Origin of the sequence: Mycobacterium sp. SMC-4 (assembly GCF_025263265.1) — a bacterium.
Lineage (GTDB): Bacteria > Actinomycetota > Actinomycetes > Mycobacteriales > Mycobacteriaceae > Mycobacterium.
On sequence record NZ_CP079869.1, the window covers coordinates 1,695,119 to 1,708,083 of the forward strand.

The window sequence follows — 12,965 nt, forward strand, 5'->3', positions numbered from 1 at the left end:
GGAGGCAACGTCTGTGGCGATCATTGTCGATGAGGCCGCGGGAACGATCTCCTTCACCGACTGCACGGTCACGTTCCCCTACGGGTTCAACGTCAGCACAGGTGTCGGAACGATCATCATCACCCCGTCAGGCGGTGTCGCGTCGTTCCCGCTGGCCATCCAGGGTGAGGGCGGCGCCCCGCCGGTCATCAACTGGGTTATCGAGCTGATCGGCCCCGACGACCCTGTACCGGAGCCGAACCCGCTCGTCGTCATCCACGACCCCGGGGGGCCGGGCGATCCCGTTGTGCAGACCAACACGATTTACATTCCTAGGGGCCCGCAGGGGGATCCGGCGGGGTTCAACATGCTCGACGCTGAGGACATCACCGGGGACCGCACCGACGGCTACGTCCTGGCCAAGGGGCCCGGCGCGACGGTGGTGTTCGTGCCGCTGCCCACCTGCGATGTGCGGTCCTCCACCGGAATCGAAGCGACCGCCTTCAACGCCACCAACCCGCGCCTACTCACCACGGTCACGTTGGCGTCTAAACCGTTCCCCCGGAAGGTTCTTCCGAAGGGCTCGCTGGTGGTGACTGGCTCGGTCGACACCAGAGTCGATCTGGTGGCCTACCTCGGCGACCCGGACTCCGGCGGGGTGGAGATCGGCCGCGGCTTCGGCGCTGCCGGCGCGGCCCCGCCACCTGTGGTGCTCGCCGACGGCCCCCCGAACACGCCGACAGGTGCCGACGCTTCCTACGGGGTGATCCCTGCCGGAGAGGCCGGGGTGGTGTACTTCCGGGCCGAGCAGATGGCTGCCTCGTCGAGCGGGTGGGCCACCGCCGCCGCCCCCGACGGGGCGCGGTGTTCCGCCGTTGGGGTACCCGTCTAGTGGAGCTGCAGCCGCTCGACGAGTTCGACACCCCCGCCACCTCGTGGCCGGGATCAGGTCTGGCGCAGCCCCCGAGAACGCAGTGGACGCCCACTAGGATCAAGTCCAAACGCAACAACATTGTCGAACTGATCCTGCAGCAGGTCACGCTCGCGCTGCGGGGACACCTGACCAATGGGCACAGCTTCTCCCAGCTGCGCGGGTGGGGCGTCGGCATCGAACAGGTCTTGACGGAGAACACCTCAGCGATCGTCGATCTGCAGGATGTCGCCGCCGCGATGCGCACCACGCTGGCCTATGTGGGCGACGAGCAGCAGATGGTGTCGGTGCCACGCTGCCTGTTGACCATCCCCACCATCTCCGGGTCCACATCACCGCCGAAATCCCGCAACATTTTGGACGCGGTCGAGTTTGTCTACACCGGGGCGTTGCATCATTCCACGCTGCCTGTGATCTACCCCGCCACCGCCGGCGGCAGCACTCTCGGGACGATCTACTACACCCCGATCATCGCCGACCGCGAGGGGCTCGTGGAGGGCATGGCCTGGATCGGCGGCGCGGACACGTCGATCTTTTCCATCGACTACTACGAGATCGCGCTGTGCGTTCTCGACGTCGATACCGGCATGATCAACAAGGTTTGGGGTTCGGGGAACATCAAGGACGCTGAGGCGTCGGTGAACACTTCGCAGCCGCAAGAGCTGTACAAGGCGATCGTCGACGATACGCCGCAGGAATGCGCCCCGGGGCAGATTCTGTTCGCAGCCCACCAGCAGATCGCGCCGGGGGTTTTCCAAACGCCGCGGGCTATCGGCGCTGTGCCGGGAGCCAACATTGCGCGAGGTTCCGCGCTCCGCCTCGACGCATGGTGCTACAAGGCCGACAGCCACTCTCAGGGCATCCCGTCCAGTATCAGCTTCGCCGGCCTCACCCGGGAAAACCGTTTCTGCCCCTGGTTCGGGTTGCGGGTAGCTGTCTTGGAGGATGAATGACCGATGACGAACTGATCGCCCTTGCAGATCACATCGACGACTTCGCCGACGCAATGCCCTCACTGGCCGTCCAGGGCCGCTACTGGTGGTTCCGCCCTTCCGACAACACGTTTCACGCCACCGACTCCCGGGACAGCACCCCTGGCGACTTGTACCTGCTGGATGCGTCCCCCCAGTGGCAGCAGCAGTGGGCCGGCAACTGGGAAGCGGCGGCCCTGCACCTGATGGACGCGCTCGACGCAGAGATGAACCGACCCGTGACGGAAGGCCAGTGATGACTACTCCGGAGCTCAAGCACAACTGGCGGCCCGGAGAGAAGTACTCCGCGGAAGCGGCGAATGCTGTCGCTGCCAATATCAATCGAATCAACGGGATGATCTACCGGGGTGAACTTATTCCGTCCTCGGAAATGGTGACACCCTTAGTCGTAGCTGCCCTTGCCCTCCTTGCTGGTCCGGCCGTGGCGGATGAGGCGCAGCAGGCGGTTGCATCGGCCGCCGCTGAGCTCACCATCAGCGTCATCAGCCCTAGCCCCGGGACGATGCAAGTGACTGTCGGCGGCGTCCCGACGGGTGAGGCATTCGATTTCAACGTGCTGGCGATCGAGAACTTGGTCGGCAACTATGAACCCGAAGCGATCTCCCTGTTCGACCGGATGGATGTGCGCCCGAACTTTGACCGCCGGCACGCGATCAACCGGCTCATCAAAGACCTGAAGGATTACAACCTGTGGTCGCGGCTGGACGGGCTGTACGTGTTCGCGGCGCACACGGCGCAGGCGGGATTACTGAACTGGCGTCGCGACGCGGCGAACATGACGGCGTTGAACTCGCCGACATTCACCGAAGATCGGGGATTCACCGGCGACGGAGTGTCTTCTTCGCTGTGGAACACCTCGGCGGCGACAGTGAACACCCAGGCGACCGACGCCGCGACGTCGCTGTGGGTGTCGCAGGCTGCGTCGACGAAAGACACTGTGTTCGACCTCTGGTGGACGAACTGGGGGATGTCGATCGACTCGGCGCGCACCTCCACACAGATGGGGTGGCGGGGCGCGAATCAAACCACGCGTGCGGTCACGTCCCTCGATGTCGGGTTGTTCTCGGTCGCGCAGACGGGACCGGAAATGGCGCGCGCCTATCGGGATGGGGCGCAGATCGACAGCTTCACAGGGGCCTACGACGACACGCTGTCGTTCGCGCCGGCCTCACCGATCAGGATTCTGTCGCAGAACGGGTCGACGTCGTTTACCAACCCGCGGGTGTCGTTCGCTTCCTACGGCGCCGGGATGAGTCCAGCTGAGATGGCGTTGTTCTACAACGCCGTCAACACCTACATGACTGCGGTGGGTGTGGTGTGATCGTCCTGACCCAAGAGCAGGCGGCGAATCTGTTGTGGCGCGATCAGTTCCGCCACGCCCGCCTGCTGGGCCGGCGGCTCAATGACGGCAAGTACGCCTACCCAGAGTCGGTGCTGACCGATCCCGCGCACGCGCGCTGGCATTCGCTGCTGCGGCAGGGAACGATCACCCCCGCCGGGAGTTTGACGTTCACCCCGGTCGCGGAGGGGCAGCGGTTCAGCGTCCTGGTCGACGGCAAAGAGATGTACCTTCAGCCGGGTGCCGAACCGACGACGTACGGCTTCCCGGTTCCGGACTTGTTCGATATGCCGGCCGCGAATCTGTACCGCTTCGAGGCGCACCGCAACCGTGATGCTGTCGCTTCCGGCGACTACAAGAACAACCGCCGCCGCGTCGAGCTGATCAAAGAGCACAGCACCGGCTATGCGGCCGGGGAAACGCTCTGGGCGTCGTGGTCGCTGATAATGACCGATCAGCGTGAAGGTTTCACCACCGACAACTGCACCCTGATCCACCAGTGGCACGGCTCGTATTCCAGCGCGTTTCTCTATCCGGTGTTCTGGGTGGGGTTGCGCGACAGCACCCTTGAGGTGTGCACCCGGTCCAGCGCGGACGGCGACAAGCACACCCACTACTTTGAGCCGTTCGATCCGCCGTCTGGGCAGCCGAACCACTTCGTGGTGTCGGGGCTGCTGGGCGAGTCGGGGCACCTGAATGTGTGGCTCAACGGTGAGCAGGTCGTCGATGTGGATATCCCGATCGGCTACTACAGCGAGCCTTACCCGCTGGCTTATCCCCAGTTCGGCATCTACATGAACAACGCGCACAGCGTCGACGTGCTGTACCACGCGAACGTCGAATACGGGCTGTCGGATCTGTCGGCGCGGATCACCGACCCGGTGACAGTGCCGACCCCGCCGGAAGGCTGGCCAGTGGTCGAATACTTCCCCAGTGACGACCTGTTCCCCGCAACCAACATCTACCCCTCGTAGGAGCAGTTATGGCGGGTTACACCAAGCAGACGTGGTCTCCCGGATCGGGTGGTGGAACACCGTTCTCAGCGGCAAGGATGCAGCACATCGAGGACGGCATCGAGGCGATGTCGCCGAACATTCAGACATTCACCACGAGCGGCACCTGGACGAAACCCGAAGGCGCGGTGCTGGTGGACGTGTACCTCGTGGGTCCGGGCGGCGGCGGCGGTGCGGGTGCTCGGCAACCTTCGGGCACGGCGTCTTGCGGTGGCGGGGCGGGGGGTGCAGGCAGTATCACGCGTGCGACTCTGGCCGCTTCTGATCTGACGCCCACGGTCGCGGTGACGGTCGGGACGGGCGGCGCTGGTGGCGCCGCGCAAACCGCGGACGGTTCGGCAGGTGCGAACGGCTCTCCCGGGTCGTCGGGTACGTCATTCGGGAGTTACCTCGCCGCGGCGCGGGGGCAGGCCGGTGGGGGTGGCGGCGCGGCGACGGCGGGGACTGCCGGGTCGGCGGGCGGTACGCCCGGTGGTGCTGGCGGAACGGTGTCGTCACCTAACGGGCGGTTTGGAAACGGTGGTGCTGGCGGCGCGGGTTCCACGTCCGGGGCTGGCGGCGCGGGCGGTAACGGCGCGACCCCCGGCGGCGGTGGGGGTGGTGGTGGCGCGTCGCTGAATGGGAACAACTCCGGGGCCGGTGGTAACGGCGGCGACGGTTTGTGTGTCGTCGTCACCTACTTCTAGGTCCATGACGTAGAGGTATCCGATAGCGAGGGCGAACAGAATCATGGTCCGCTGCTCGCCGTACAGGGTGGTGTTGTCGGCCATGCCGTGCAGGAACACCCATGCGACCACACACAGCGCGAGGACAGCGGTTCTGCGGTCACGGACTGTGGGCTGAGAGGCCGCGACCCGCAGCCCTAAGAGGATCGTCGCCGCCACAAACGCGACAACGACGAGGGCTGCCAGGATTCCCGAGTTCGCCCACGCCGCGATGATGAAATTGTGGGGCGGGGTTCGCCGCGACGTGAATGCGACGATCTCTTCAGCCCAGCCGCCGAACCCCAATCCGAGAAAGAAATGGTCCTGGAACAACGCGGAAGCTCCCTCCCATATCGGCCGCCGGCCTTCGAGGAGGCTGTATTCCGATCGGGCGAAGAACTCCGGGGACGCCTTTTGCAGGATCTCCATCATCATCGGCGTGACGAGTGGCAGTAGCAGCACCACGGGAATCGCCGCCAGCACCGCGAAACCATGCAACATGTGCGGCAGCAGCAGGATCATGATCGCGCATCCTGTGGCGACGAAGATCGCTGTTTTCGAGCCTGTGAAGACAGTGCCGGTGAAGGCCAGTGCCGCCGCCCAGTACAGCCATCGGCTGCCGGTGCGCCGTGCGGTGATGATGTAGAGCAGCGCGGCGATGCCGCCTAGCAGCGATGCGATGTTGCCGTTGACGAAGACACCGCCGGCTTTGTCCGCGTACCACACGTTGTTCGACAGCGTGGTGTAAAGGTCGACGGACTGGGGGCCGACCAGGAGCGGGGCCAGTTCAGAGTTCAGGAAACGCTGCTCGGTGTGCGGGTTGCTCCGGAAAACGATCGCCAGCACCGATTGGGCAGCCACGCCGGGGACTGTCCACATCACGAGGGTGTCGAGGAGTCGGGGGTTGTCCTTGGCGACGACGATGACTTCCCGCAGCCACAGCAGGAACACGGTGCTGCGAACCGCCGTGGCTGCGCCGCTGTTGACGCCGTCGGGGGTTGCCCAGAGCAGCGAGACCACGGTGATCGCCACGAACATGCACATGATGGCGATGAGCGGGCTCTGCGCTGCTGGTCGGCCGCGTGCGGCTGATCCCATGACGCAGGTGCTCAGCGTCCAGAGCACCGCGGCTGTGGCGAGTTCGGCATGGATTCCCGGCAAGTAGAGCTGCGGGACGAGAAGCACGACGACGCCGATCAGCCGTATTCGGTGGGGCACCACCACGTTGGTCACCAGTGTCGCTGCCGCGATAGTCACGGCCGTCAGCATGCGTCCCCCATAGTCGGCGCAGTTTACCTATCAGGAGGTCACCATGAGACGAGTTCACCGGTGACCGTCGTCATCACCGTGGGCGGCGCGAACTTCGGCCTCACCGACGGAGTGGGGCGCGCTCTGGGTGGGTATGTGCGCCGCCAGCACCGCCGCCACAAGATCGGGCCAGCGCAACCGTCGATCCCGTTCTCCCTGGCGCGGCGGGTGGCCGAGCAGCAGTACGCGAACCTGCGCGAGGCCGCCCTGTCCATGCGGGAGCCGTTCGAGCTGTGGGGGGCGTCGTCGGGCGCTGAACGCATCGCCGAACTGCTGCACGAAACCGCGCCTGAGCACCTGGCCCGGGTTGTGCTGCTCGGCTGCCCCGCCTCCCAGCACGGCGGCGTCGGGGGTGTCGGGTTCCGCGGCCCCCGCACACCCGTGCCGTCCACCCGGTTCGAGACCCTGGTGATTGCCCGCCTCGGTGACCCGTTCGCCAACGCCGACCAGTGGGGCATCTCTCAGCCCCGCACCGAAGCCGCCATGACGCTGTCCCGGCTCCTGGGCGGCGGTTTGGCGCACGCCGACTACAGCGGCGTGGATCTCGACGAGTGCCGCACCCGCGCCGCCGAAGGAAACACGCGATTCCTGGTGGCTCCGTGAGGCCGGCGCTGACGGCTGTCGCGGTGGGTGCTGCGACAGGGGCTGTCCTGGTGCTGCTCGGCTGCTGGGCGGTGATGATGTACGGCCCGGAAACCCTGTTCGAGTGGAACGACATCGTCTACGACGCTGATGGCCAATACGCGGGGCTGCGGTGAGTAACTGGTGGCGTCACCTCGCCTGGTTCGACGTCAAACGCGCCCGACTTTGGCAAGGCGTCATCTGCACCGGAGTAGTGCTGGCGTTCGTGCTCATCGTCGCCGCGGTGTTCGCCGACATCCCCTAGGCCCCACCCCCTCTCGTCCACCCTGCCGAATTTCGACGGCAGGCCTGGCAACCATGCCCGAAAGGACCGCCCATGGCAGACAGAACCGTCTACGGACGCACACACTCCGAGAACGGTTGGCGCATGGTCGATCGCAACTCGTGCCGCCACGTCCTCATCCCCGGAACCAACATCCGCATCTGGATTCGCGAAGGCCAGCCCGAGAAGATCCTCGGCGCGTTCGCCGCCGACTTCAACGCCCACGTCGAACCGCTGCGCCAGGAGGACAGCGGCGGCTGGACCGAAACGAACGACGTGGCGTCGAGCAACCACCTGTCCGGCACCGCCATGGACCTCAACTGGCACGGCCCAGACAAGCAGCGCTTCCGGCTGGGCATCACCGAGCAGCAGGCATACCCGCCGCCCAAGGACGCACGGCTACGTGAGCTGATCGCCTTCTACGAGGGCATGGTGTTCTGCGGCGGTCTCTGGTCGATCCGCGACTGGATGCACTTTCAGATGGGCGCCAACACCTACGGCTCGCAGCATGTCGCAAAGGTGAACGACTTCATCGCCCGCAAGATCCGCCCCGACGGGTTCTCCACGTTCAAGCGGGCAGGCGCACCGTCATCGCCCGTGCCGGTGACGTACTGGGCTGAGGAAGGCCACAAGGGTGAGCACGTGAAGCGGCTGCAGGCGTTCCTCAATACCCGCGGCGCAGGTCTGGCCGTCGACGGCGACTTCGGCCCGCTCACCAAGGCCGCCGTCCAGGCATTCCAGAGCGATGCGCGCATCGCCGCTGACGGCATCGTCGGCCCGATCACCCTGCAGAAACTCAAGGAGGCCGGGTTCAACCCGGATGGCGCACCCGCCCCGCCGCCTGTGAAGCGGTTCCCGCAGGACTACTCCGACCGCGAGCTGCTGGAGTACATCGCCGCGCAGCTCGGCCCCGGCCACGAGTCGTGGCAGTCGAAGGGGATGACGTTGCGCGACAAGGTGTGGGGGCTCTGATGTTCGGACTGATGACCGATGTCCCACCTTGCAGTTGTGGCCAGCGGGTGAGTCCGCACTGCGTGCACCACGGCGCCGCCTGGAATCGCATCGCCGAACGAGTGAACGCTGATGCCTGAACTCAAAGTCGGCTACCAGGGGCCGCTCTACGATCCCTGGTACACCTGGGCCACCAAGTACGCCAGCAGTTACGCGTTCCTGCTCGGGCCGCGGGACGGCTACTACGGCAACGATGAGGCCGCATTCACCCGGGAGATGCAGCGCCACCTCGGCATGGTGCAGGACGGCATCTTCGGGGATCGTCTCGCCGCCCGCGTCGGCTACGTCTGGCCCGGCCAGTCAGCGCCCTCGAAGGTTGAGCAGCGCCGGCCGATTTGGTTCTACTCCAACCCAGGCAGCGGCGCCGGCTGGGATGTCGGTCCTGGGTTCGTTGTCGGGGAGATGGTCGCCGGGAAGCGTTGGAATCACGTCGGTCGCGAGTCGCTGCGTATCAATCACCAGCCGGTGGGGTCGATCATCGGCGGCTACCTCGGCCTGATGGGCGGCGACCCGAAGCACTCCTACCTCGACGTGCTGGAAGACCAGAAACGCGAGCAGGCCAAGCTGCTGCGCGATAACCCCGACGTGCAGCGCGCCATGACGGCACGTCGTGCGGACCCGAAAGCCGCGGTCGACGTCGAGCTGTGGTTCCAGGGGTACAGCCAGAAAGCAGACGGCGCCCTCGAAGCGGTCGCCGCCTTGTTCGGTGACGGGGGAGAGTTCGCCCTGATCCGCGACCGGATCGACGGGATCATCTGCCACGGCAACCCCGCCACCGCCGAGACCGGGATCGCGCGCAAGACATTCCCCGACTGGGTCAACCGGCTGACGGTCAACGTCAACACCCGAGACGACTTCTACGCCGTAGCCCGAGACCGGGTCCGGCCGCTGTTCTATGAGTGGTTTATTCGCGCAGAAACCGAGATCCCGTTCGTGGTGTACACCGCGCAGATCATCATCCCTGCGATGCTCAACCTGCTCATGCCCGGACTTGGCAGCGGAACGCTATCCCCGGTCGCCACCAATGTCCTGGCCGGGGCGACGGGTGTCGATGCCAACCTGATGGGCACCGTCGTTCAGCAGGTCAACACCACCCGCCAGAAACCCAACCCTGCCTTGATCGAGTTCCTGTCGGTGCGCGGCATTCTCACCCACCTGCCCGATCTGATCCACCTGATGGCCGCGCTACCCGGCCTGCAGTCCCATGGCACCTACCACCTGCCGCGGCCGGAGTTCGGCGGCCGCGACGGACACATGGTCGCTTACGACCACATCGCAGCATTCCGACGATAGGAGACACCATGAACTGGCAGCACTATTGGAAATCCATCCTCGCGTTCCTGTCGCTGGTCACGACCAACGTCGCTGTGGCGCTGGTGCAATCTGGCCAGCCGTGGCCCGAGACCGGCCAAGAGTGGGGTGTGTTCGCCCTGACCACCACCCTCGGCACCTGGCTCGTCTTCCAGAAAGGCAACGCACCCAAGCGCAGTGACGCGTAGTGACCGCCACGGTTGAGCCGACAGCCGCGAATCGAATCGGGATGGACAGGTTCATGACTCGCCTGACGCCCACGTGCAGCAGGAGGATCCGCGTGCGCAATCTCGCCACCTCACGAATCCCACTCGGAGATGTGTGGTTCATCGTCTCAGCAGCCCAAGGCGTCGAATACCTACTCCGACCCCACGGTGTTACCCGTGTCCTCAACGTCGTCGAGGCCGCCCTACCCTTCCAGGCGTGGGCCTTGTGGCTGCTCATCCCCGCTGTAGTCGGTTTCATCGCCAACCGGTTCAAGAAGTGGCCGGTCGCGATCGGCTGCCACATGGTCTCCGCAGCTGCCTATGCCGGCCTCACATACGGGCTCATCGCCGGCGTCGTCGCCGCCAACCAGACATGGGGTTGGCAGCTCGCACCCGCTTACGCACTTCTCTTCGCGCTGCACGCGTTCTGGGTGTTCGTCGACATCTTCCGAGAACGCATCCTGCACCTGATGAGCCACCCCCGCGACCTTCCCCCAGGGGCTGCCGCGTGACACTCGCCGACTACCTGTCCGGCCCCACGATCGCCGGCGCAACAGCGTTCATCGTCCTGGTCATCACTCGCATCCCGGTCGTCAACCGACGACTGGCGCGGCTGCTCGACCCGCTGGTGAGGTGGTGGACCCGCGGCGCGCTGACTGATCAGGTCACCGAGAACGAGCGCAGGATTCTGTTCCGCCGAACCCAAGACGTCGACATCCTGGAGGCATATCAGGATGAGATTGCGCGCTGGTCCGTTGAGGTGCGGGCTATCGCGATCGAGCACAACATCACGATCCCGCGCATGAAGACGTTCCGTCAGTTCAAGGCCGAGTGGTTGCGTGACCACCCGGAGTACGCCAACGAATTCGGGGAGCGCCGGCACATGGAGCGCGAGGGATCGTGAGCGCGCAGAAGGGCGACTGGGAGATCGACCTCGGCGCCGCCCTGGTCGCCGCAGTCGCGCTGGCCGGCTTCGCCGCCCTGGTCGTCTATCTCATCTGTAGCTGAACTCTTTCAGGGGTTCGGCCCCGCTGGCGACTTACTACCGATACAACCCGCCCCACAGCTTTCCGGCTGTGGGGCGGGCTTTTGTCGTCTGCGCACACGGAATCATGGTCCGTACTGCCATTCCTCGCCGTCGTCGAGCGACCACGCCGTGTTCACTTCCGTCTCGCTGATCGCCGAACCCAGCTCGGTCGGCGCCACCTCCGTCGGCGGATCGTCCGTTTCGTCCCCCGCGCAGAAAATGCTAGCGAGTGGGTAGCGGGGGCCGGACCGCTTTCTGCAGGGGATGCGCGAGTCGGCAAGGTGTGGACCCGGTCCACGCGCGGCGTAATATGAGCAGGTCGCGAGTCATCCCGAGCCATGCCGAGAAACACCACCTACGCAGGTCAGCAGGTGTTTAGGGCGTCTATGCTGGGGTTCGAATCCCCTTAGCTCCACCAATGTGATGAGTCGCGTCATCGGTTACACCTGAGTCGCGTCATCGGTGACAGATTGCCCCGGCCATCGGCCGGGGTTTTTCTGTTGGTTGCGCCAGTCTGCTCAACCGGTTGACATCGTGAGATGGAGGCGATCGACGATGCGTAGCGCTTGAGCAGGGTCGCCCCCGTCGAAGACTGCGGCGTGTATTCCGCGCATGGCCCCGGTGAGTGCGTGAGCTGCTTGCGGGACATTGGTGTCAGGGTCGATTGCCGAGGATGCGGCACACCTCGCCAGGATGTGCTCGACGGCCTGCTCGAAGGTGTCGTGCCAACGCTGCGAAAAGCAGTCCGAGCGCGGAACTCCGAGGTCGCGGAAGAGGACGTGCGCCGCCGGTGTGGCGTAGATGGCTTCGGCGGACAGGCGCAAGAAGGTGCTCAACTGCAGTAGCGGCTCGTCCGGCCACTGAGCTTCTTGGTACTGGTGGCGCATGGCCTCGACGAGGACCACGGCAGCGTTGTCGATTGCTGCGCGGAAGAGTTCGCGCTTGCTGTCGAAGTGATGGAATGCGGTTCGCAGCGCGACACCGGAGTGCCGGGCAACTTCTTCGACGGTGATCTGGCTGTAGTCGTGATCGCGCAGCAGTGCCTGTGTGGCACTTATCAGACGAAGATCGGTGGGGGCGGAATCGGTGCGATGGGAGGTCGCATCGTTGACCCATCGGTGCACGGTGGACGGATGCACACCGACTTCTTCCGCCACGGTCGATGCACGTTGTCCACTGAGTACTCGCTCGACCACCGCCTGCCGCTCCAGGGCATCGCGACGCGACCTGCCAGCCATTCGACGATCGTACGAGTACCCAATGTTGCGTCAATTGCACTTGAGATGCAATAGTCGCATTACGTAGGCGGCATCGCGTTCTCGCAACCCGCCCTCGGGCAGATGACACGGAACGGAGGCGCATCGTGGGCAACGACTACCGGTCGGCGCGCGCGCTGGTGACGGGTGCCAGCTCGGGAATCGGAGAGGCCTTCGCGAAGGCGCTTGCCGCGCGTGGCTGTGATCTGGTGCTGGTGGCCCGCCGCCAGGATCGGCTCGATCTGCTCTCCCAGGAGCTCGAGGCTCGACATGGGATCTCCTGCACACCGGTGGCATTCGATCTTTCCGTTCCGCACCCAGGAACCAGGTTGCGAGCGCTGGTCGAGGGCGACGTGGACATCCTGATCAACAGCGCCGGGTTTGCCATCCAAGGTCCCTTCATAGAGGGCGACGCGGAAGACTACGCCCGAGTCCTTGCGGTCGACGTCGGAGCGGTCGTCGACCTCTGCCATGCGTTTCTGCCGGAGATGGTCCGGCGACGTCGTGGCGCGATTGTGAACGTTTCCAGCACGACTGCGTATCAACCTGTGCCGACCCTGGCCGTTTACGCTGCGGCCAAGGCCTTCGTGCTCAGCTTCAGTCAATCCCTTTGGTACGAAGCGCGACAACGCGGCGTCACAGTGTTCTCCTTCGCGCCGGGACCCACCCACACTGAATTCTTCGACGTGATCGGCGAAACCGCCACCGCCGTCGGCCGCATGCAGTCGGCTGATCAGGTCGCGGCGGCTGGCTTGCGGGCGCTTGACCGCCGCTGGACACCGCCCTCTGCGGTCTCGGGGGTCAGCAATTCGATCGCCGCGGCTCTGGCACGGCTGATCCCACGGCGTGTGCTGATGCCGGCGCTCGCGCGGTCGCTGCGGCCGGTGAAGGCCAGAAAATGACCATCCACTCTTGGCCCGCATTGGGCCCCAACAAATCTCGTTCACGATAAATCCACTCGAAACCCGACGGCAGGAGCACACC

The 12,965-nt window shown here is 65.2% G+C and carries 15 protein-coding genes and 2 pseudogenes; 15 read left to right on the forward strand and 2 right to left on the reverse strand.

What is annotated here, in order from left to right:
- The first annotated feature begins 13 nt into the window (after positions 1–13).
- From KXD98_RS08200 to KXD98_RS08220, 5 genes are read left to right on the forward strand one after another with little or no spacing between them, the layout of a single operon-like run.
- A complete protein-coding gene (locus tag KXD98_RS08200) occupies positions 14–871 on the forward strand; it encodes a hypothetical protein (protein WP_260763157.1) in 858 nt (285 codons plus the stop codon).
- Positions 871–1,863 (forward strand): hypothetical protein, encoded by a 993-nt coding sequence (locus KXD98_RS08205; protein ID WP_260763159.1) that lies wholly within the window; start codon positions 871–873, stop codon positions 1,861–1,863. Before KXD98_RS08200 ends, KXD98_RS08205 begins: the two co-directional genes overlap by 1 nt.
- Positions 1,860–2,138 carry a hypothetical protein gene (locus KXD98_RS08210; protein WP_260763161.1) on the forward strand — a complete coding sequence of 93 codons (279 nt, stop codon included), beginning with the start codon at positions 1,860–1,862 and terminating at the stop codon, positions 2,136–2,138. Before KXD98_RS08205 ends, KXD98_RS08210 begins: the two co-directional genes overlap by 4 nt.
- Positions 2,138–3,223 carry a hypothetical protein gene (locus KXD98_RS08215; protein ID WP_260763163.1) on the forward strand — a complete coding sequence of 362 codons (1,086 nt, stop codon included), beginning with the start codon at positions 2,138–2,140 and terminating at the stop codon, positions 3,221–3,223. Before KXD98_RS08210 ends, KXD98_RS08215 begins: the two co-directional genes overlap by 1 nt.
- The gene (locus KXD98_RS08220; protein ID WP_260763166.1) at positions 3,220–4,215 is read left to right on the forward strand and encodes a polysaccharide lyase; all 996 of its coding nucleotides are present in this window, start codon (positions 3,220–3,222) and stop codon (positions 4,213–4,215) included. Before KXD98_RS08215 ends, KXD98_RS08220 begins: the two co-directional genes overlap by 4 nt.
- Before the next feature lie 533 nt (positions 4,216–4,748).
- On the opposite strand, the gene KXD98_RS28410 is transcribed toward KXD98_RS08220, so the two are convergent.
- Positions 4,749–6,215, reverse strand: coding sequence for an O-antigen ligase (locus KXD98_RS28410; protein WP_313901275.1), 1,467 nt, complete (start codon positions 6,213–6,215; stop codon positions 4,749–4,751).
- Positions 6,216–6,287: 72 nt separating this feature from the next.
- Here KXD98_RS28410 and KXD98_RS08230 point away from each other — a divergent pair, with 72 nt between their 5' ends.
- The 9 genes and pseudogenes from KXD98_RS08230 to KXD98_RS08265 all read left to right on the forward strand — a co-directional run bounded on the left by KXD98_RS08230 (position 6,288) and on the right by KXD98_RS08265 (position 10,602).
- On the forward strand, positions 6,288–6,869 hold the full coding sequence (locus KXD98_RS08230; RefSeq protein ID WP_260763168.1) for a hypothetical protein: 582 nt from the start codon (positions 6,288–6,290) through the stop codon (positions 6,867–6,869).
- On the forward strand, positions 6,866–7,024 hold the full coding sequence (locus tag KXD98_RS08235) for a hypothetical protein (protein WP_260763169.1): 159 nt from the start codon (positions 6,866–6,868) through the stop codon (positions 7,022–7,024). Before KXD98_RS08230 ends, KXD98_RS08235 begins: the two co-directional genes overlap by 4 nt.
- Complete coding sequence (locus tag KXD98_RS08240; protein WP_260763172.1) at positions 7,021–7,152, forward strand: hypothetical protein; 132 nt, start codon at positions 7,021–7,023, stop codon at positions 7,150–7,152. The genes KXD98_RS08235 and KXD98_RS08240 overlap by 4 nt, the downstream gene beginning before the upstream one ends.
- A gap of 327 nt (positions 7,153–7,479) precedes the next feature.
- A pseudogene (locus KXD98_RS28415) lies at positions 7,480–7,908 on the forward strand (peptidoglycan-binding protein); the annotation flags it as partial.
- Positions 7,909–7,992: 84 nt separating this feature from the next.
- A pseudogene (locus KXD98_RS28420) lies at positions 7,993–8,142 on the forward strand (M15 family peptidase); the annotation flags it as partial.
- Between the two features lie 111 nt (positions 8,143–8,253).
- Entirely contained in the window at positions 8,254–9,474 is a 1,221-nt protein-coding gene (locus KXD98_RS08250) for a peptidoglycan-binding protein (RefSeq protein WP_260763176.1), read from the forward strand.
- Between the two features lie 8 nt (positions 9,475–9,482).
- Entirely contained in the window at positions 9,483–9,680 is a 198-nt protein-coding gene (locus KXD98_RS08255) for a hypothetical protein (RefSeq protein ID WP_260763178.1), read from the forward strand.
- A 92-nt stretch (positions 9,681–9,772) separates the two neighbouring features.
- Positions 9,773–10,210, forward strand: coding sequence for a hypothetical protein (locus KXD98_RS08260; protein WP_260763180.1), 438 nt, complete (start codon positions 9,773–9,775; stop codon positions 10,208–10,210).
- Positions 10,207–10,602 (forward strand): hypothetical protein, encoded by a 396-nt coding sequence (locus KXD98_RS08265; protein ID WP_260763181.1) that lies wholly within the window; start codon positions 10,207–10,209, stop codon positions 10,600–10,602. Before KXD98_RS08260 ends, KXD98_RS08265 begins: the two co-directional genes overlap by 4 nt.
- 641 nt (positions 10,603–11,243) lie before the next feature.
- Here KXD98_RS08265 and KXD98_RS08270 read toward each other — a convergent pair.
- Positions 11,244–11,963, reverse strand: coding sequence for a TetR family transcriptional regulator (locus tag KXD98_RS08270; RefSeq protein ID WP_260763183.1), 720 nt, complete (start codon positions 11,961–11,963; stop codon positions 11,244–11,246).
- A 125-nt stretch (positions 11,964–12,088) separates the two neighbouring features.
- On the opposite strand from KXD98_RS08270, the gene KXD98_RS08275 reads away from it, so the two are divergent.
- Entirely contained in the window at positions 12,089–12,883 is a 795-nt protein-coding gene (locus KXD98_RS08275; protein ID WP_260763184.1) for an SDR family oxidoreductase, read from the forward strand.
- The last annotated feature ends 82 nt before the right edge of the window (positions 12,884–12,965 follow it).

Coding starts and splice junctions, on each gene's coding strand:
- KXD98_RS08210 (WP_260763161.1), top strand. CDS start 1,860: ATGACCGATGACGAACTGATCGCCCTTGCAGATCACATCGACGACTTC.
- KXD98_RS08215 (WP_260763163.1), top strand. CDS start 2,138: ATGACTACTCCGGAGCTCAAGCACAACTGGCGGCCCGGAGAGAAGTAC.
- KXD98_RS08250 (WP_260763176.1), top strand. CDS start 8,254: ATGCCTGAACTCAAAGTCGGCTACCAGGGGCCGCTCTACGATCCCTGG.
- KXD98_RS08255 (WP_260763178.1), top strand. CDS start 9,483: ATGAACTGGCAGCACTATTGGAAATCCATCCTCGCGTTCCTGTCGCTG.
- KXD98_RS08270 (WP_260763183.1), bottom strand. CDS start 11,963: ATGGCTGGCAGGTCGCGTCGCGATGCCCTGGAGCGGCAGGCGGTGGTC.